This window comes from Shewanella pneumatophori, assembly GCF_023283895.1.
Lineage (GTDB): Bacteria > Pseudomonadota > Gammaproteobacteria > Enterobacterales > Shewanellaceae > Shewanella > Shewanella pneumatophori.
Genome location: NZ_JAKILB010000004.1, coordinates 352,397 through 370,496, shown reverse-complemented (window position 1 = coordinate 370,496; position 18,100 = coordinate 352,397). Strand labels below are relative to the sequence as shown.

13 protein-coding genes are annotated in these 18,100 nt (G+C 43.9%); 1 reads left to right on the top strand and 12 read right to left on the bottom strand.

Features of this window, described 5'->3' with window-relative positions; all coding sequences use genetic code 11:
• Nucleotides 1–1,950: a monovalent cation:proton antiporter family protein gene (locus L2740_RS08715; protein WP_248949672.1), complete on the bottom strand. Its 1,950-nt coding sequence runs from the start codon at nt 1,948–1,950 to the stop codon at nt 1–3.
• Between the two features lie 203 nt (nt 1,951–2,153).
• Between L2740_RS08715 and dgcS the strand changes: the two genes are divergently transcribed.
• A complete protein-coding gene (dgcS, locus tag L2740_RS08710; protein ID WP_248949670.1) occupies nt 2,154–3,035 on the top strand; it encodes a diguanylate cyclase DgcS in 882 nt (293 codons plus the stop codon).
• Between the two features lie 120 nt (nt 3,036–3,155).
• Here dgcS and tilS read toward each other — a convergent pair whose 3' ends face one another.
• From tilS to ispC, 11 genes are all read right to left on the bottom strand, one after another.
• Nucleotides 3,156–4,670: a tRNA lysidine(34) synthetase TilS gene (gene tilS, locus L2740_RS08705; protein ID WP_248949668.1), complete on the bottom strand. Its 1,515-nt coding sequence runs from the start codon at nt 4,668–4,670 to the stop codon at nt 3,156–3,158.
• A gap of 29 nt (nt 4,671–4,699) precedes the next feature.
• Entirely contained in the window at nt 4,700–8,170 is a 3,471-nt protein-coding gene (gene dnaE, locus L2740_RS08700) for a DNA polymerase III subunit alpha (RefSeq protein WP_248949667.1), read from the bottom strand.
• Nucleotides 8,171–8,332: 162 nt separating this feature from the next.
• Complete coding sequence (gene rnhB / locus L2740_RS08695) at nt 8,333–8,950, bottom strand: ribonuclease HII (RefSeq protein WP_248949666.1); 618 nt, start codon at nt 8,948–8,950, stop codon at nt 8,333–8,335.
• Nucleotides 8,950–10,101 carry a lipid-A-disaccharide synthase gene (gene lpxB, locus L2740_RS08690; RefSeq protein WP_248949665.1) on the bottom strand — a complete coding sequence of 384 codons (1,152 nt, stop codon included), beginning with the start codon at nt 10,099–10,101 and terminating at the stop codon, nt 8,950–8,952. The genes rnhB and lpxB overlap by 1 nt, the downstream gene beginning before the upstream one ends.
• 69 nt (nt 10,102–10,170) lie before the next feature.
• On the bottom strand, nt 10,171–10,941 hold the full coding sequence (lpxA, locus tag L2740_RS08685) for an acyl-ACP--UDP-N-acetylglucosamine O-acyltransferase (RefSeq protein ID WP_248469571.1): 771 nt from the start codon (nt 10,939–10,941) through the stop codon (nt 10,171–10,173).
• On the bottom strand, nt 10,938–11,399 hold the full coding sequence (fabZ, locus tag L2740_RS08680) for a 3-hydroxyacyl-ACP dehydratase FabZ (protein WP_248469572.1): 462 nt from the start codon (nt 11,397–11,399) through the stop codon (nt 10,938–10,940). Before fabZ ends, lpxA begins: the two co-directional genes overlap by 4 nt.
• 30 nt (nt 11,400–11,429) lie before the next feature.
• Nucleotides 11,430–12,446: a UDP-3-O-(3-hydroxymyristoyl)glucosamine N-acyltransferase gene (gene lpxD / locus L2740_RS08675; protein ID WP_248949663.1), complete on the bottom strand. Its 1,017-nt coding sequence runs from the start codon at nt 12,444–12,446 to the stop codon at nt 11,430–11,432.
• A gap of 4 nt (nt 12,447–12,450) precedes the next feature.
• Entirely contained in the window at nt 12,451–12,948 is a 498-nt protein-coding gene (locus L2740_RS08670; RefSeq protein WP_248469598.1) for an OmpH/Skp family outer membrane protein, read from the bottom strand.
• Between the two features lie 59 nt (nt 12,949–13,007).
• Nucleotides 13,008–15,491, bottom strand: coding sequence for an outer membrane protein assembly factor BamA (gene bamA / locus L2740_RS08665; RefSeq protein ID WP_248949661.1), 2,484 nt, complete (start codon nt 15,489–15,491; stop codon nt 13,008–13,010).
• 31 nt (nt 15,492–15,522) lie between these two features.
• Nucleotides 15,523–16,893: a sigma E protease regulator RseP gene (rseP, locus tag L2740_RS08660; protein ID WP_248949659.1), complete on the bottom strand. Its 1,371-nt coding sequence runs from the start codon at nt 16,891–16,893 to the stop codon at nt 15,523–15,525.
• Nucleotides 16,894–16,906: 13 nt separating this feature from the next.
• Nucleotides 16,907–18,097 (bottom strand): 1-deoxy-D-xylulose-5-phosphate reductoisomerase, encoded by a 1,191-nt coding sequence (gene ispC, locus L2740_RS08655; protein ID WP_248949658.1) that lies wholly within the window; start codon nt 18,095–18,097, stop codon nt 16,907–16,909.
• Nucleotides 18,098–18,100: the final 3 nt, after the last annotated feature.

The following is an 18,100-nucleotide window of genomic DNA, read 5'->3' as shown; positions in this document are numbered from 1 at the left end:
CTAGCCTTGTAAAAGAAAGATCTCAGCTTTTTCTATACGCCTAGGTTTACCAAGTAAGATAAGGATATCGCCAGGTTTAATTTGCCAATCAAGCTCTGGGCTTTCAACTTCTGCGCCCGCCCTTCTAACCGCTCTAAGCTCCACTCTTAACTTGTCCCATGGAATATCAGCCAAGGTTTGCCCGACAGCGTTAGCGCCTTTAGGTAAGGCCACGGCGTGCAACAGCTCCAAGGTGAAATCTGTTTCGGCGCCAGAGAAGAAACCATGCAAATATTGGTAATGATTACGACGCTCTATTTCAAGACGTTTTAAAATTCGCGCTAATGGCACACCGCATTGATATAAGACTTGCGATACCAGCATTAGGCTACCTTCTAACGTTTCAGGAATAACCTGACTGGCCCCCGCCTCCTCTAGTGCTTCCATACCTGAGTCATCACGGGTACGCACCAAGATTTTAGCCTCCGGCGCTAATTGGCGACATAAAGGTAATACTTCCTCTAATATTCGCTCGCTACTAAAGGTAATTACAATTAACTTGGCATCGCGTACTTTGGCTTGCTTTAAGATGCTCCGTTTACATACATCGCCAAAATATACCGGCTCACCAGCAGCTCTTGCCTCCGAGACACGTGTTGGATCTAGATCCAGCACCAAATAAGGAATAGCTTCAGTTTTCATAAACCGAGCAATAGTTTGCCCTACTCGGCCGTATCCTAGAATTAATACCAAATCATCGGTCGCATCGACGGTGACATTCAGCGACTCATTTTTATCGGCTTTAGGTTTAAGCCCTTGCAGCATTCTTGCTATATCGACACTGTGGCGCACTAACCAAGGCGCTAACGCCATAGAAAGCACTGCAACCATTACCAGCGTGGTACTGGTTTTATTGTCTAATAATTGATAGTTAACGGCCAAAGCTAATACAACAAAACTGAACTCACCGACTTGGGCAAGGCTTAGCGCCGTTGCCACTGATGAGCGAAATGATTCTTTGGCTACTTTTAGAAGAGAGAAAATAACTAAGGCTTTGCCTAGAATCACCGCGATAAGAATAAAGATGATCTGCCACCAGTATTGAGTGACTAGCTCAAAATCGAGCAGCATACCGATAGAAATAAAGAACAGACCCATTAATAGATCGCGAAATGGCCTAATATCCGCCTCTAGTTGACGACGGTACTGACTTTCGCCCAGCAACATACCGGCCATAAAGGCACCTAGTGCCATTGATAAACCTAGCCACTGAGTAATTGCCCCTGTAACTAATGCAACAACTAACGTGGATAATACAAATAGCTCATTAGAACGTGAGCGCGCCACCTCATCAAAAAGTTTTGGCAAGGCCCATTTACCAAATGCCATCAACGCTATAAAGGCTAATACACCTTTGAGTAAAGCGAAAACCACATCATTCCAAAGCAACGCCTCACCGTCACTGGCAAGCAAAGGTAATAAGATTAATAACGGCACAACCGCAATATCTTGAAATAACAACACACTGACTGATAACTCGCCATGACGCCGTCTTAGCCAGCCCTGCTCGTTGAGTAATTTGAGCACAATCGCGGTTGATGATAATGCGATAGCTGAGCCAACAACCACTGATTCCGTGATGGTTAGATTACACAGTAAAGCAATTGCCATACTTAAGATGGTGGTCACCAAGACCTGTGCACTACCTAGGCCAAATACTGTGCGGCGCATTGCCCATAATCTTGGCAGAGAAAACTCCAGACCTAGACTGAACATCAATAGCACAACACCCAATTCGGCTACCGATTGCATTTGATGCTGAGTAAACCAATGGAACCCACTAGGGCCACTTATCACCCCCGTAATTAAGTAAGCTAAAATTGCGGGAAGTCCTGCTCGCCTTAAGATGGCGATAGACACAATGGCAATCACCAACATCAGCAAAATTTGAATCAAAAAGCTGTGTTCCATCGGTATTGTGTCCTCCTTTAATGTTCTGCACTCGTCAAAATGCCGACACTTGTTTATTCCATTTAATTAACTAGAGAGTAACCTAATGACAAATAAAGACAAATATTATTAGCCAGTAATCCGGCACAATTATTGCTTAACACTTTACTAGAAGGTTAACGTTCAGTTAAAACAGTACCGCGATATACGGGGAGAACACAACAATGGAATTTGGCTTAGCGACTGAGTCTCGCTCTATCGAATACCGCAGTCCTATGGGGACAGGTATGTCGATGCCGCTTGAGGTTGATCTTGTCGATATTATTCAGCAACTGCATCAGCATCTTGATCCCCGGACAGTATTTGCCTGTTTTGGCAAAATCATGGGGCAACATTTGCCGCTTTATGGGATCCGCTTGGAATATAAAGACTTCCAGTTCCATTGGGGCCAGCAGCAAGGTTATGTAATTGAGCAAAACATAACTTTTGCAGAGCGTAAATTTACCATTAACTATATGCTTAAAGCGCCTTTAGTGCCGTCGCAAACCCAAAGATTAGCGCAATTACAATCTTTGGTTTTACAGCCTTTAATCAACGCTGTGCAGTATAAAGAGATGTCGCAGCAGGCGATGTACGACTCACTGACAAAGCTAGGCAATCGACACTACTACAGAGAAAGCTTAAGAAAAGAGATCGCACGTGCCGAACGAAATCAGGCCCCATTGAGCCTAATCGCATTAGACTTAGATAACTTTAAACAGCTCAATGATGACTTTGGTCACCAACTTGGTGATAACGCGCTAATTGAGTTTGCAGAATTACTCAATAGCATTATTCGGGATACGGATCTGGCATTTCGAATTGGTGGTGATGAATTTACCATTTTGCTGCAAGCGGATACCAAGGTTGCTTCACTGCTTTGCCAGCGTATTTTAGATGCACTAGCAAGCCATGATTATCTTGAAAAGTATCAAGTCAGTACGAGTATGGGCATAGCCCAATGGCAAGTGAACGATTCAGAAAAGAGCCTCTATTTACGCGCTGATAACGCACTATACAAGGCAAAAGCAGCTGGCAGACAGTGTTATCAAATTCAGCATGAATAGCACGCAATACAGACTAACGATTGAACAAGCTAAAAACATCGCTAACATCTAATAGCTTTAATTAAACAAAGAACCTATGTAACGGTAAGTATGTTGAAACTGGCACTGAATAAACCCAGCCTAGTTAATAAAAATACGTAAACCATAGTTGGTAGCGGTTAAATCACTGTCTTGCTGTTTATCCATATCGGCAGTGGCAGGCTTTACTAAAAAAGCTTTCTCAACCCAGTACCCAATAGCGGCTACTAGCGTATCGTTATAACACAACAGCGGCACACATCCTCGCTTCCAAGGCGGAAGCTCTAGTTCTTGCCAGAGCTTTTTAAGCTCACGACCTTTGCTTCTATAATGCGGCTGACAACGAGTACTCCCAGGTAATGCATACACTATGGAGATAGATTCAGACTCAAGCGGTAATCTACAAATTGCAGAATTTAGCCCACGACAGTTTAATGGTTGTTCTGTTTCCCCTGCACTATTTAACTCAAGTGCTGTTAATCCTAACTCTGTAAGTGGCACAAGCTGCGTTGATAAGTACTCACCTGTTGGTAATTGGAATTTACCTGAGGTTAATTCTTCGATACTTGCAAATGCTATAGGGGGGATCTGCTTGGCCTTATGCTGTGCGAGAGTAGGCACAATAAAATAGCCATTTTGCTTAAAGCGGCGAATAATGACATCGGCTAAACGGATCTCAACCTGAGCGTCATCTTTGGCGTGGAGTAACTGAGCGAGAATTTGCTCCCCTTGCACCTTAGATGGCGGGGCATAGCCCTGTTCATCCATAAAGCCGCGTAATAACAGCGACTGCCAAGCGCTAGAGTAATGAGCTAAAGCATCAAGCTTTAATACCCATTCGTTAGCTATTTTTTGTTTAACCAATGGCAATTTAGTCGCAATTTCTTCATCAAGCACTGATTGCTGCATTGCACATAACTCGGCACTACGACTTGCTGTAGCTGCAATTGCGCTCCAACGCTGCTTAAGCTTAGGTATGATAGCTAAACGTAAAAAATTGCGGTCATACTTATCATCGAAATTACTTTCATCTTCAATATGAGCAATATTATGTTTAGCGGCAAAGGCCTCTACTTGCTCTTTGCTTTGATCAAGCAAAGGTCGAGCAACCCAATAATGCTGCTTCAAAGTTTGCACCTTGCCCATGGCGGCAAGCCCTTTTGGGCCTAAACCACGTTTTAGCGCTAACAGCACGGTCTCTAACTGATCATCTTGATGATGTGCAGTAATCAGCACATCATTAACGTTAAGCTCTTCGAGCAGCGCTTGATAACGGACATTTCTTGCTTCAGCTTCAACACTTAATCGCGGCGCTTGGTTTACCTTTACATGTTTGACCTTGCACTCAATACCGTATGTAGCTGCTTGAGATAAACAATGTTCACTCCAGTTGTCTGCATTAGCACTTAAACCATGGTGAACATGCACCAGCAAACATTCAACATGGTTATTGATACGAGCAAATTTCCCTAAGCCATAGGCTAAGACTTCAGAGTCAACTCCACCGCTATAAGCCAGCACAAGCTTACGCTCGCTTTGGCCTTCAATAGCGCTAGATTTTGTACTCGGCAGTGGTATCTGCGCTAAGCAATCTTGAATGAGAGCAACAATATTCATATTAGAAAATCACTAACTTAAAAACTGTCTTAAAAAACAATCTTAACCTTGTCTGAGCCTGTTAATGATTCTAGGGCAAGCATTAACTCATCGGTTGGATTAACTCGCCAATCATCGCCTAAAGTGAATTGTGCGGCAGATTGTGCTTGAGCATAATTAATAATGACAGGCACAGCACCGGCTTTCCAAGGCTCTACAGCGGCTTGAAATTCACCCAACCATTGTGGATTAACCGTTTCAGCTTGCAGGTCAATTTCAACTGCATGAGCAAAATGGCTGCGTGCTTCGCCCATATCGATAATGTTGCGTGCAGTCATGCGGTTACCGCCGGAGAAGTCATCAAAACTCACTTCACCTTCAATAATCAAGATACGGTCTTTCTCAAGCAAATGATTAAACTTCTCAAATGCTTCAGTAAATAGCATAACCTCTAGACGCGCACTCTTATCATCAAGGGTTACCAGCCCCATTTTTGAGCCACGTTTTGTCATCATCACGCGAGTGGCTACAACCAGACCCGCGGCTTTCATCGTCTTGCCGCGATCAGTTGGGTGCACATCTTTCAATCGGCCAGATGTGTAATGTTTCAGTTCTTTCAAATACTGGTTAATAGGGTGACCCGTTAAGTATAAACCTAAGGTGTCACGCTCACCTTCTAGCCAGACTTTATCTGGCCAAGGTGTACACTCCACAAACTGCTGCTTACTGTCTTCCGGCTCACTATTAAGTAGGCCAAACATATCATGCTGACCGATAGCCTCAGCTTTTGCGTGTTGATCGGCTGCGCGAATAGCTTCTGGTAACGTTGCCATCATTGCAGCGCGATGCGGACCTAGGTTATCAAGCGCACCTGCACAGATAAGTTTTTCAATCACGCGGCGATTGAGCTTTTTCAGGTCAACACGAGCACAAAAATCAAATAAGTCTTTAAAAGGACCATCTTCACGGGCTTTTAAGATTGACTCAACCGGACCTTCACCCACGCCTTTTACTGCGCCAATGCCGTAAACGATATTTAAATCATCATCTACTGTAAATCTAAATAAGCCTTTGTTCACATCTGGTGGCAGCAATGGCATACCCATGCGCTCACATTCATCAACTAAGGTCACGATCTTGTCAGTGTTATCCATATCGGCAGACATTACCGCCGCCATAAACTGGGCTGGATAATGGGTTTTTAACCACAGCGTTTGATAAGATACTAACGCGTAAGCCGCTGAGTGAGATTTGTTAAAACCGTAACCCGCGAACTTTTCTACCAAGTCGAAGATCTTCATCGACAAGTCGCCGTCGACACCATTTTTTATTGCACCAGCTTCGAACGTACCGCGCTGCTTAGCCATTTCTTCAGGCTTTTTCTTACCCATTGCACGACGCAGCATGTCGGCGCCACCCAAGGTGTAACCGGCAAGAACCTGGGCAATCTGCATTACCTGCTCTTGATACAAAATAATGCCGTAAGTCGGTGACAACAACTCTTTTAACGACTCGTGCTGATACTCAGCATCGGGGTACGATACTTCCTCACGCCCGTGCTTACGCTCAATAAAGTTATCTACCATGCCCGATTGCAGTGGCCCGGGTCTAAACAGTGCTACCAGTGCGATCATATCTTCAAAGCAGTCTGGCTGAAGACGTTTAATCAAGTCTTTCATACCACGGGATTCAAGCTGGAATACCGCAGTTGTTTCATAGCGTTGTAATAACTTAAAGCACTTAGGGTCGGTGAGTGAAATCGATTCGATTCTTACTCGTTCTTCACCATTTTTGTCTTTAACCGCGTTCACCATCTGCAACGCCCAGTCAATAATGGTGAGTGTTCTTAGACCCAAGAAGTCGAATTTAACCAGACCTGCGGTTTCAACGTCGTTCTTATCGAACTGAGTAACCGGGTTTAAACCTTCGGTATCACAGTAAATTGGCGAGAAGTCGGTAATCTTAGTTGGCGCGATAACCACACCACCGGCGTGCTTACCTGCGTTACGCGTTACACCTTCCAAAATACGGCACATGTCGATAAGATCTTTTACTTCTTCATCGGCATCATATGATTCTTGCAGCCCAGGCTCGACCTCAAAAGCTTTTGCTAGTGTCATCCCCGGTTCAGCTGGGATCATCTTTGAAATACGGTCAACAAAACCGTATGGATGACCTAACACACGGCCTACGTCTCGAATAACCGCTTTTGCCGCCATAGTACCAAAGGTAATGATCTGCGATACCGCATCACGACCATATAAGTCCGCAACGTGGTCAATCACCTCGTCACGTCTATCCATGCAAAAGTCGACGTCGAAGTCGGGCATAGATACACGTTCTGGGTTTAGGAAACGTTCGAATAGCAAGTCGTATTCAAGTGGATCCAAGTCGGTAATTTTAAGGGCGTAAGCCACAAGCGAACCTGCACCCGAACCACGCCCTGGTCCAATTGGGATATCGTTATCTTTACCCCACTGGATAAACTCCATAACGATAAGGAAGTAACCTGGGAATCCCATCTGGTTAATAACTTTAAGCTCAACATCGAGGCGATCATCATACTCAGGACGACGCTCTGCTCTTACTTCAGGATCAGGGAAAAGAAACTCTAAGCGTTCCTCTAACCCCTTCTCAGACACATCGACCAAAAAGTCTTCAATGGTCAAGTCACCTGTCGGGAAATTAGGCAGGAAATATTCATGCAAACGCACAGTTACGTTACAACGTTTAGCAATTTCAACTGTATTTTGAATGGCTTCAGGAATATCTTCAAACAGCTCACACATCTCTTCGCTGCTTTTAAAATACTGTTGATCGCTGTACTTTTTCGGACGACGAGGATCCGCAAGGGTAAAACCATCATAAATAGCAACACGGATCTCATGGGCATCAAATTGATCCGGTCTCGCAAAAACCACTTGGTTAGTTGCAACTACTGGCAAATCTTTTTGCTCAGCAAGCTCAACCGCCATATGTAGATAACGTTCTTCGTCAGGACGACCTGTGCGCAACAGTTCTAAATAATATCTATCTGGAAAATGGGTTTGGTAAAAGCTAATTAAGTTATCTACTTGGGCTTTATTTTCTTTTAAAAGCGCACGACCAACATCACCGTCCTTACCACCAGACAGCAATATTAAGCCTTCACTGTATTTGGCAAGCCATTCTTGATCGATAACTGCTTTATCATTAATGTTACCGCGCAGGTAAGCATCACTGATCAGCAAGGTCAGATTAGAGTAACCAGTGTTGTCCATCGCCAATGCTGTGATTGAGCAAAAATCGTCAAAGCCAGGCACTTGTAACCAGAAATCTGTACCGATAATCGGCTTAATGCCGTTGTCATGGCAAGCACCGTAAAACTTCACTAGGCCGCACATATTAGTCTGATCGGTTAAAGCAACTGCGGGCATTCCGAGTTCAGCCACTTTACCTATAATTGGCTTAACTTTAGAGAGTCCATCTGACATGGAAAAGTCACTGTGGACGCGTAAATGCACAAAACGTGGATCAGACATAATATGGAGTATCTTTCTTTTTGATAGATGAAGACTGCTGGTCAATCTTACAGGTTAAAACATGGGCCAACAGCAAACAAGTTAAACTGTTAGCCCTGATGATAGATGTGTTAGTTTTCGTGCGACTCAGGTAGATTTTGCAAACGATTGCAATAGGCAAAGTTAGTTTTGCTCTAACGCCTCACGCACAGGCCTAAAACTCTTGCGGTGTTCAGGTAATACACCGTGCTCAGCTAAGGCCTCAAAATGGGCTTTAGTTGGATAACCTTTATGCTTTTCAAATCCAAATTGTGGATACTGAGCAGCTAATACATCCATTTCACGATCGCGAACCACTTTGGCGATAATAGATGCGGCACTAATTGCATCAATCAAGCCATCGCCTTTAATGATGGCGTGACTTTCAATGCCAAAATCTGGTGTACGATTACCATCTACAAGCACACTTGTTGGCTTTACATTTAGCCCTGCTACTGCACGCTGCATAGCCAGCATAGTTGCATGCAGGATATTAAGCTCATCAATCTCTTGAGGCGTTGCAGAACCTACACTAACGCTCAAAGCTTTTTGCTGGATCTGCTCAAACAGCAACTCTCGCTTCTTCTCAGACAGCTTTTTGGAGTCGTTTAAGCCTTCAATCGGATTATTAGGATCTAAAATTACCGCAGCAGTGACAACATTACCAATTAACGGACCACGTCCAACCTCATCAACACCCGCATAATGGCCGACACAAATCTGTGCAACTTGCTCTGGTGTTATACCTTTTATCACTGCCATTATGCCTGCTCCTCGATCAGTTTTATTACGGCATCTGCAGCGCGCGCACTAGCATCACACTTTAGCGTGTTGTGCACTGCCATAAAGCGATCATGCATTGGAGTAAAATCGCTATCTAGCTGCACACCTATCGCTTGAGCAATTTTTTCAGGTGTACAATCTGCCTGAATAAGCTCCTCAACAATATCGTCATCAGCCAGTAAATTCGGCAAAGAATAGCGCTTAGTCAGCATCATGCCTTTAGCAATACGGTAAGTTATTGGGCTGACGCGATAGGCGACCACCATAGGACGCTTCACTAGCATGGCCTCAAGCGTTGCTGTTCCCGATGCGAGCAAGATACAATCACTTGCGGCCATCACTTCACGGGACTGCCCTTCAACCAAGTGGATCGCTAAATCTGGTGCATGCTCTCTTAATGCCTGCTCAAACTGCTCGCGCCTTGTTTGATTGACTAACGGAGTCACAAACTTAATGTCTGGGTAACGCTGTTTAATCAAAGACGCGGCTTTGACAAACGGCTCAGCTAACATTTTCAGCTCGCCACCACGAGAACCCGGCAAAATCGCTAAATATTCCGCTTGTGGATCTAAACCTAGCAGCTCTCTTGCCTGAGCTTTGTCACTTTCTAACGGAATATCATCCGCTAACGTATGACCCACAAAGGTACAAGGTACTTGATATTCATCATAAAACGCTTTTTCAAAAGGCAATAAAGACAACACCATATCAGTTGCCTTAGCAATTTTGAAAATACGCTTTGGTCGCCACGCCCAAACTGATGGGCTGACATAATGCACGGTTTTAATACCACGTGCTTTAAGCTTTAGCTCTAAGCCAATATTAAAATCAGGTGCGTCGATACCAATAAAGCAATCGGGTGCTAACTGAGTAATTTCGTCAACTAATGTCGCGCGTACTTTTAACAGTCTTGGTAAACGCGATAAGACCTCGACAATTCCCATAACCGCTAACTCTTCATAAGAGAAGATAGATTCAAAACCCAACGCGTCCATACGCGGGCCGCCAATGCCAACAAACCTTGCATCAGGGTATTGTTTCTGCAGTGCCTTAATTAAGCCTGCTCCGAGAATGTCGCCGGAGATCTCCCCTGCAACCATTGCAAATACACGAGAATTATTTGAACGCATAGATAGGTATCTGTGATTTTAATGAGATAAAAACAAAGAACCCGTTATTAAACGGGCTCTTAAGTTGTACTAGCGAATGATGCCTCGCTGAGATGAAGCGACAAATTCAATTAGCATTTGAACCTGTTCATCATCAATCGCAGCCTCTTTTAGCTGCTCAACCGCTTCGGCAACCGTTAAGCTACTACGATAAAGGGTTTTATAAGCTCTTCGTACTGAAAGCTGAGATTCTTTTGAGAAGCCACGACGCTTCATACCTTCAATGTTCAGGCCTCTTGGAATAGCAGGCGAACCTGAAGCCATCACAAATGGCGGCACATCATTTAAAATGAGCGAGCTGCCCGCGGTAAATGCGTGAGCACCGATATGCACAAACTGATGCACACCAGTCATACCACCTAAAATAGCCCAGTCCCCCACATGCACATGACCTGCAATAGAAGCGTTATTTGCCATAATCACGTTACTGCCAACTACGCAGTCATGAGCTATATGCACGTATGCCATAAACAGGTTGTTAGAACCGATACGGGTTTCCCACTCATCTTGAGTGGTACCGCGGTGAATCGTTACTGATTCACGGATAACGTTATTGTCACCGATAATCAGACGAGTCGGTTCTCCAGCATACTTTTTGTCTTGGCAATCTTCGCCTACAGAAGCAAACTGGTAAAACTTGTTACCTTTACCAATAACGGTCGGGCCTTTCACAACAACGTGCGAACTAAACCAACAGTCATCACCAATCTCAACGTCTGCGCCAATATAAGTCCAAGGACCAATGGTTACGTTTTTGCCAATTTTGGCATCTGGATGGATATACGCTAATTTATCTATCACTTAGAAATCTCTCTACGTGCACACATGATTTCTGCTGAACAAACAACTTCGCCATCCACTTTTGCAACGCCAGTAAACACGCCAATCCCGCGGCGTTCTTTAATCATCTGTACTTCAAAATGAAGTTGGTCGCCTGGCTCAACTACGCGCTTAAAGCGTGCCTTGTCAATACCAGCAAAATAATATAGCACATCATTCGATGGCTCTGTGCTCATGGTTTTAAATGCTAGAAGACCAGTAGCTTGCGCCATTGCTTCTAAGATCAGTACCCCAGGCATCACAGGTTGAACCGGGAAATGTCCCTGGAAAAATGGCTCATTAATCGTGACGTTTTTGATAGCGTGTAATGTTTCACCTGGAGTGAAATCTAATACTCTATCGATCAATAAAAATGGATACCTATGAGGTAAAAATTTTAGGATCTCTTTGATATCCATTGTATTCAATTGATTTGACACAAACTTTCCTTTATCTGCTCTAAGCAGTATTTACTTTACGTTATTTTCCAATGCTTTAACGCGTTGGAATAGCGTATCTAGCTGTCTAAAACGAACTGTATTCTTACGCCATAGCTTGTTATCCATCGCAACCGTTGCCGAAGAGTACACACCCGGCTCGCGAATAACGCTGGTGACATTGGTACTACCGGTGATATGTACACCGTCAGTAATGCTTAAATGGCCTGAAATAGCACAGTTACCACCGATAATGCAGTGTTTACCAATAGTGACACTACCAGCAACAACAGTACTACCTGCAATGGCAGTATTTGCACCAATGATATCATTGTGCGCTATTTGAACTTGGTTATCTAAAATAACCCCGTCGTGAATTTCTGTGTGATCGATTGCACCACGATCGACTGTGGTATTAGCGCCAATTTCAACGCGGTCACCAATACGAACTCCACCTGTTTGGGGGATTTTAATCCATTGGCCACGCTCATTCGCATAACCAAAACCATCTGAACCCAAAATTGCGCCAGAGTGGATAATACAGTCTTGGCCTAGATGCACGTTATGGTAAACCGTTACATTAGCCCATAAACGTGTGTTTGAACCAATCACACTGTCTTGACCAACAACAGAGCCTGCACCGATTTGTACGCCATTACCTAAAATAACGTTTTCACCAATAACCGCATTTGCACCAACAGCAACGCCTTCGCCTAGCATAGCAGATGCTGCGATTTGTGCTGATGGGTGGATACAGTCTGCCGCTTTTGGTGTGGTATCAAGAAATTGTGCAATGCGCGCGAAACCTACATATGGATCGTTTAGTACGATCGCATTGCCTACAAAATCTTCCGCATCTTTTGGCGTCATTAAGATCGCAGACGCAGCTGAACTTGCCAGCTGCGAACGATACTTAGAATTAGCCAAGAAAGAGATTTGACCTGAACCTGCACCGTCCAAGGTACCAACAGTTGAAATCTCAACTGTTTCATCACCTTGAACGTCTGCATTTAAATGGTCAGCCAATACTCTTAACGTATAGCTTTTCATCTAATTAGTTGCCTTTACCTAAAGCTTCAACGACTTTGTTACTGATGTCAGCGCTAGGCTTAACATAGATAACTGCGCCACGTTGAAGCACCATGTCATACTGCTCTTTTTCAGCAATAGTATTAATGGTCTTTTGAACTTGTAATAACAGCTTGTTTTGCTCTTCGCCGTTACGACGACGCATATCTTCATCTAACGCTTTGCCTTTTAATTGTAGCTCAGCTTTCATAGATTCCATTTTGCGAACCATTTCAGTCTTTTGAGACTCGCTCATCAAGGCTGCGTCACGCTGTTGCTTTTCTAGCAAACCACGAAGCTCTTCTTGCATTTTTTGCACAGCTGCTACACGGTCACCAAATTCAGCTTTCAACGTTTCGTTTACTTGCTCACGCTGTGGTAACTGTTCAAACACGGCTTGCATATCAACAACCGCAATTTTTTCAGCATGCGCCGCTAGCGGTGCACCTAAAAGAACCAAAACCATCATTGCGCGATTTAACATCTTATTCAAAACAAACTCCTTTATTTCAGCAAAACTTGCCGACTTTTATAAATTGATTTTTAGAAAGTTTTACCAATATTAAACGAGAAGATTTCGGTTTCATCATCCTCGTATTCCTTGATTGGCCATGCAAGGCTAAATACCATAGGTCCCATCGGCGACAGCCACTGCACGCTCATACCCCAAGAGGCACGAATACGGCTCGGATCACTATAATCTTGCAGTTTATCAAACTCTTCAACTGGAAGATAACGATACGAATCATAGTCAAACTCAGTATCCCATACGTTACCGGCATCAAGGAAGAAACTGGTACGTACAGAATTTGTATAAGCCTCATCCAAGAATGGTGTTGGCACAATCAATTCTAAACTGGCTGTTGCTATGGCGTTACCACCGATAGAGCGGCCTGAGCTCACCTGGATCTGATTAGGATCGCCTGGTAGGCTACAACCATCGCCAGATGGGTCTGGTGAACATGGTTCACTGCCACGATATAAGTAGAATGAACGCGGGCCAACAGAGTTCGACTTAAAGCCACGTAATGAGCTGCTACCACCTGAGTAATAGTTTTCCCAGAACGGTAGGATCTGGTCATTATCATTGAACTGGCCATAACCATTACCATAACCAAGACGACCGCGCGCTAACACAACGAAGCTGTGCTTACGATCGATTGGGAAGTAAAAGTTAGTGTCAAAATCCGCTTTAAAGTATTGAAGATCTGAGCCAGGTACTGTCATCTTACCGTTTAGGCGCTGTGACGAACCATCTGATGGGAAAGTTCCGCGGTTTAAGTTACTGCGAGACCAACCTAAGCTCAGCTCAAAGTTATCAAAACTCAAACCAGCATTTGGATCATCACTATCACGATAGATATCGTAGAAGCGAATCGCCTGCTCATAAGCAGAAATTTCAGAAATTTCGTTATGACGATAACCAATACCACCATTAATACGGTTATATTCGTTAATCGGGAAACCAGAGTTTAATGCAATACCGTATGAGCTATTCTTATAGGCTTCAAGGTTTGCCTCGTCAGCGTCAAACTCACTCCAATAAATACTACCACCTAGGCTTACGCCATCTTTAGTAAAGTATGGATCGGTATAGTTAATATTAACGTTCTTTGAGTATTTATTGGTGTTCAAGTTAACCCCAGCTTGGTTACCCGTGCCTAGGAAGTTACTTTGCTGCACACCAAATTGCAGGCTCAAACCAGACTCGGTACCATAACCTACACCGGCGTTAAATGAACCTGATGGCTGCTCTTTAACGTTAAATGCGACATCAACTAAATCATCAGTACCTGGTACTTGGATCGTTTCAGTATCAACCGTTTCAAAGTAGCCCAAACGGTTAAGGTTAGATTTTGACAACTCTACTTGTCCAGAGTTAAGCCATGCACCTTCCATTTGACGTAACTGACGACGCATAACTTCATCTTTAGTTACCGTGTTACCAGTAAAGCTAATATTACGTACGTAAACACGCTTACCCGGTTTAATGTTGATATTAAGGTTTACTTCCTTAGTCTCATCATCAATTTCAGGGTAGGTTTTAACCTCTGGATACGCGTAACCGAAGCGACCTAGATATTTGCCGTACATTTCTTCGGTAAAGGTAACATCGCCACCGTTATACATGTCACCCGACTTTAATGGCAAGATGGCTTCTAACACCTCTTCTTTACCCATTAAGTCACCGGTAAGGTTAACGTCTTTAACCTTGTATTGCTCACCTTCATCAACGTTAATGGTGATGTATAGACCTTTGCGGTCAGGTGTCATAGCAACCTGAGTCGATGTGACATCAAAACGGATATAACCACGGTTTTGATAGTAAGTCTTGATGGTTTCAAGGTCAGCTTGCAACTTTTGCTTTTGGTAACGACGCTCACCAAATAAGTCCCACCAAGCAACGTAATCTTTAAGCTCTAGCATACCAATGAGTTCAGCATCGCTAAACTCAGTATTACCTACAACGTTAATTTGACGAATTTCGGCAGCTAAACCTTCAGTGAAAGTGAATTTAAGCTCAACCCGGTTACGAGGTAAGTTAATAATTTCAGCTTTTACTTTTGCGCCGTATTTACCCACACCGTAGTAAAAGTCTTGTAGGCCCTTTTCGATACCTGAAAGCATAGTGCGGTCAAGTGATTCACCCACCTTTACACCAGAACCGTCAAGGCTCTCTTGTAGCTGCTCATCTTTAATATCTTTGTTACCCTCAAAGGTAACAGAGCTAATGGTTGGACGTTCTGTCACTTTTACAATCAGAACATTACCATCACGCAACACTTCAATTTTTTCGAAGTTAGTTGATGCATACAAACTTTTAATCGCTTGCTGCAATTTTAATTGATCAACAGTATCCCCTACCTTCACAGGTATGTTAAGCAAAGCTGCACCGAGCGCAACTCGCTGTAAACCTTCAACTTGGATATCAGCTACTTCAAAAGGTTGGAATGTTTCTGCCCAACCGTTCCCTGAAAAAGACGCTCCGACTAATAACATCGAGGCAAAAAGTTTATTCAATCTCATAGAGCACTTCTAATTATTTGTCTGTCCTTGCTCAGAGTCGGGAAAAGTCATTAAAGAGTGCAACACTCATCAACATCAGCAGCAAGGCTGCCCCAATTCTGAATCCAATTTCCTGTACCTTCTCCGGTACAGGCCTGCCTGTAATTACTTCAATGAAGTAATACAAAAGGTGTCCCCCATCGAGCACTGGCAAAGGCAATAAGTTAATAATGCCTAAGTTAACGCTAATCAATGCAAGAAAACCTAAAAAATATACCAGCCCAACGTCCGCACTATTTCCGGCACCTTGTGCAATCGAAATAGGGCCACTCAAATTTTTAACCGAAACGTCACCAGTAAATAACTTGCCAATCATCTTAATGCTGACAGAGACAAGTTGCCATGTTTTATCGACTGCAACTGGAAAAGATTCCAAAAATCCATATTCCAGCTGCACTTTCATGTTCTCAGGCCAAGGCTGAGCTGTTGGCGCAACACCTATAACCCCTTCGAGTTCACCCGCGGCATTTTCGCGAGACTTAGGTGTAACGTCCAAGTTAAGCTGCTCGCCATCACGGCGCACTGTGATGGTAACAAGCTTATTGGCAGAGTTTTGAATAATTTCAACAAAACGAGGCCAATCGGAGTATTTCTCGCCATCAATAGCTACCAAGGTATCACCGACTTTTAAACCTGCAAGCCCTGCTGCACCGTCATCACTCACCATTGCTAGCTGTGGCAAAATAGCAGGACGATACATACCTAGACCTATTGATGTTATAGGTAGTTCCTTTTCAGGATTAACTTTCCAGTCTTGAGTATTTAAAATGTAATGCTGCTGATTACTTTCACTGCCTTGTAAACGTTCAAGTGGCGCTACTGTAATCTCAACTTCGCTATCTCCAATGTGGCCAGCGAGCGCTAAATTAACCTCTTCCCAATCTCTTACTTTTTGGCCGCCAACGGCCATGACTTGCATTGGCTCTTTAACAACAATTTGCGCAGCGGGTGTACCTGCAATCGTTGAATCAATAACAGGTTTTATCGCAGGAACGCCTATCAAATACATGGCGTAAAGCGCCACTATCGCAAATAGAAAGTTGGCAATAGGTCCCGCACTGACAATCGCTATCCGCTGCCAGACTGTTTTACGGTTAAAGGCTTGATCTTTTAGTTCTTCAGGTACGTCCTCTACGCGCTCATCAAGCATTTTGACATAACCGCCTAGCGGGATCATTGCCAAAACATATTCGGTACCATCGGCGCCAGTTTTACGCCAAATCGCTTTACCAAAGCCAATAGAAAAACGTTCAACTTTAACGCCACAACGACGTGCCACCCAAAAATGACCATATTCATGGGCAGCGATTAAGATCCCTAACGCTACAACAAAGGAACCAAAGTTCCATAAAAAATCTGTCATCCTTCCCTCGGAACTAATTCAGCTTGCTGATGGCTTCTAACGTATATCGACGACTTTGAGCATCTAATGCCAGAATGTCATCAATATTGTTTAATGGATGCGTTGCCGTATTCATTAAGCTCTGTTCGTTTATTTTTGCTATATCGGTAAAACGGATCTTACCGTCTAAGAATGCTTGCACTGATACTTCGTTGGCAGCATTGACAACAGTTGTCGCCTCTTGCCCCTGTTTACACGCCTCAATCGCCAACGCTAAACACGGGAAACGATTAAAGTCAGGCTCTAAGAAGCTTAATTGTCCGACTTTGAAAAAGTCTAAAGGTTCAACTCCAGAGCGAATTCTCTCAGGAAAAGACATACAATGGGCAATTGGTGTGCGCATATCAGGGTTGCCTAATTGCGCCAATACCGACCCATCAAGGTATTGCACCATAGAATGAATAACACTTTGCGGATGAATAACCACCTTTAGCTGTTCTTGGCTAGCGTTAAACAACCAACGCGCCTCAATATACTCAAGGCCTTTATTCATCATGGTCGCTGAGTCTACCGAGATTTTACGCCCCATAGACCAATTTGGATGCTTACACGCTTGCTCAGGCGTCATCGCAGGCAGCAAAGATAAATCTGAAGTTAAGAATGGTCCGCCCGAACCTGTAAGCAAAATATGAGAAACACCAGCGCTTGCTAAATCACAGCGGCCGATTTCTAACTGAGTTCGCTCAGATAAACATTGAAATATAGCATTGTGCTCGCTATCGACAGGGAGCACCTGCGCGCCAGATTGTTGCATAGCTTCAATAAACAGCTGACCCGACATAACCAGTGATTCTTTATTGGCAAGCAATACACGTTTACCGGCTTTTACAGCAGCTAATGTTGATGGCAAACCCGCTGCACCAACAATGGCAGCCATAACAGTGTCAACTTGAGCTGCTGTAACCAGCGCTAGGAGTTCATCTTCGCCAGTTGTCACTTCAATATTCAAATTGCTTGGAAGTTGCGCTTTTAGTGCTTTAGCGGCTGCGCTATCAACCATATGGGCAACTTTAGGCTGATGCGCAAGACAGATTTGCAGCATTTTTTCGACATTAGTATTTGCCACCAAGGCAAACACTTTATATTGCTCTGGATTACACGCTACAACACTCAAGGTGCTGGCCCCTATTGAGCCTGTCGCGCCTAAAATCACCATATTTTGCATTTA

Bases quoted from the DNA above. Each gene is read 5' to 3' on its own strand.
- dnaE (WP_248949667.1), bottom strand. From the start codon at position 8,170: ATGTCTGATCCACGTTTTGTGCATTTACGCGTCCACAGTGACTTTTCC.
- lpxD (WP_248949663.1), bottom strand. From the start codon at position 12,446: ATGAAAAGCTATACGTTAAGAGTATTGGCTGACCATTTAAATGCAGAC.
- ispC (WP_248949658.1), bottom strand. From the start codon at position 18,097: ATGCAAAATATGGTGATTTTAGGCGCGACAGGCTCAATAGGGGCCAGC.
- rnhB (WP_248949666.1), bottom strand. From the start codon at position 8,950: ATGGCAGTGATAAAAGGTATAACACCAGAGCAAGTTGCACAGATTTGT.
- bamA (WP_248949661.1), bottom strand. From the start codon at position 15,491: ATGAGATTGAATAAACTTTTTGCCTCGATGTTATTAGTCGGAGCGTCT.
- lpxB (WP_248949665.1), bottom strand. From the start codon at position 10,101: ATGCGTTCAAATAATTCTCGTGTATTTGCAATGGTTGCAGGGGAGATC.
- dgcS (WP_248949670.1), top strand. From the start codon at position 2,154: ATGGAATTTGGCTTAGCGACTGAGTCTCGCTCTATCGAATACCGCAGT.
- L2740_RS08715 (WP_248949672.1), bottom strand. From the start codon at position 1,950: ATGGAACACAGCTTTTTGATTCAAATTTTGCTGATGTTGGTGATTGCC.
- rseP (WP_248949659.1), bottom strand. From the start codon at position 16,893: ATGACAGATTTTTTATGGAACTTTGGTTCCTTTGTTGTAGCGTTAGGG.
- L2740_RS08670 (WP_248469598.1), bottom strand. From the start codon at position 12,948: ATGTTAAATCGCGCAATGATGGTTTTGGTTCTTTTAGGTGCACCGCTA.
- tilS (WP_248949668.1), bottom strand. From the start codon at position 4,670: ATGAATATTGTTGCTCTCATTCAAGATTGCTTAGCGCAGATACCACTG.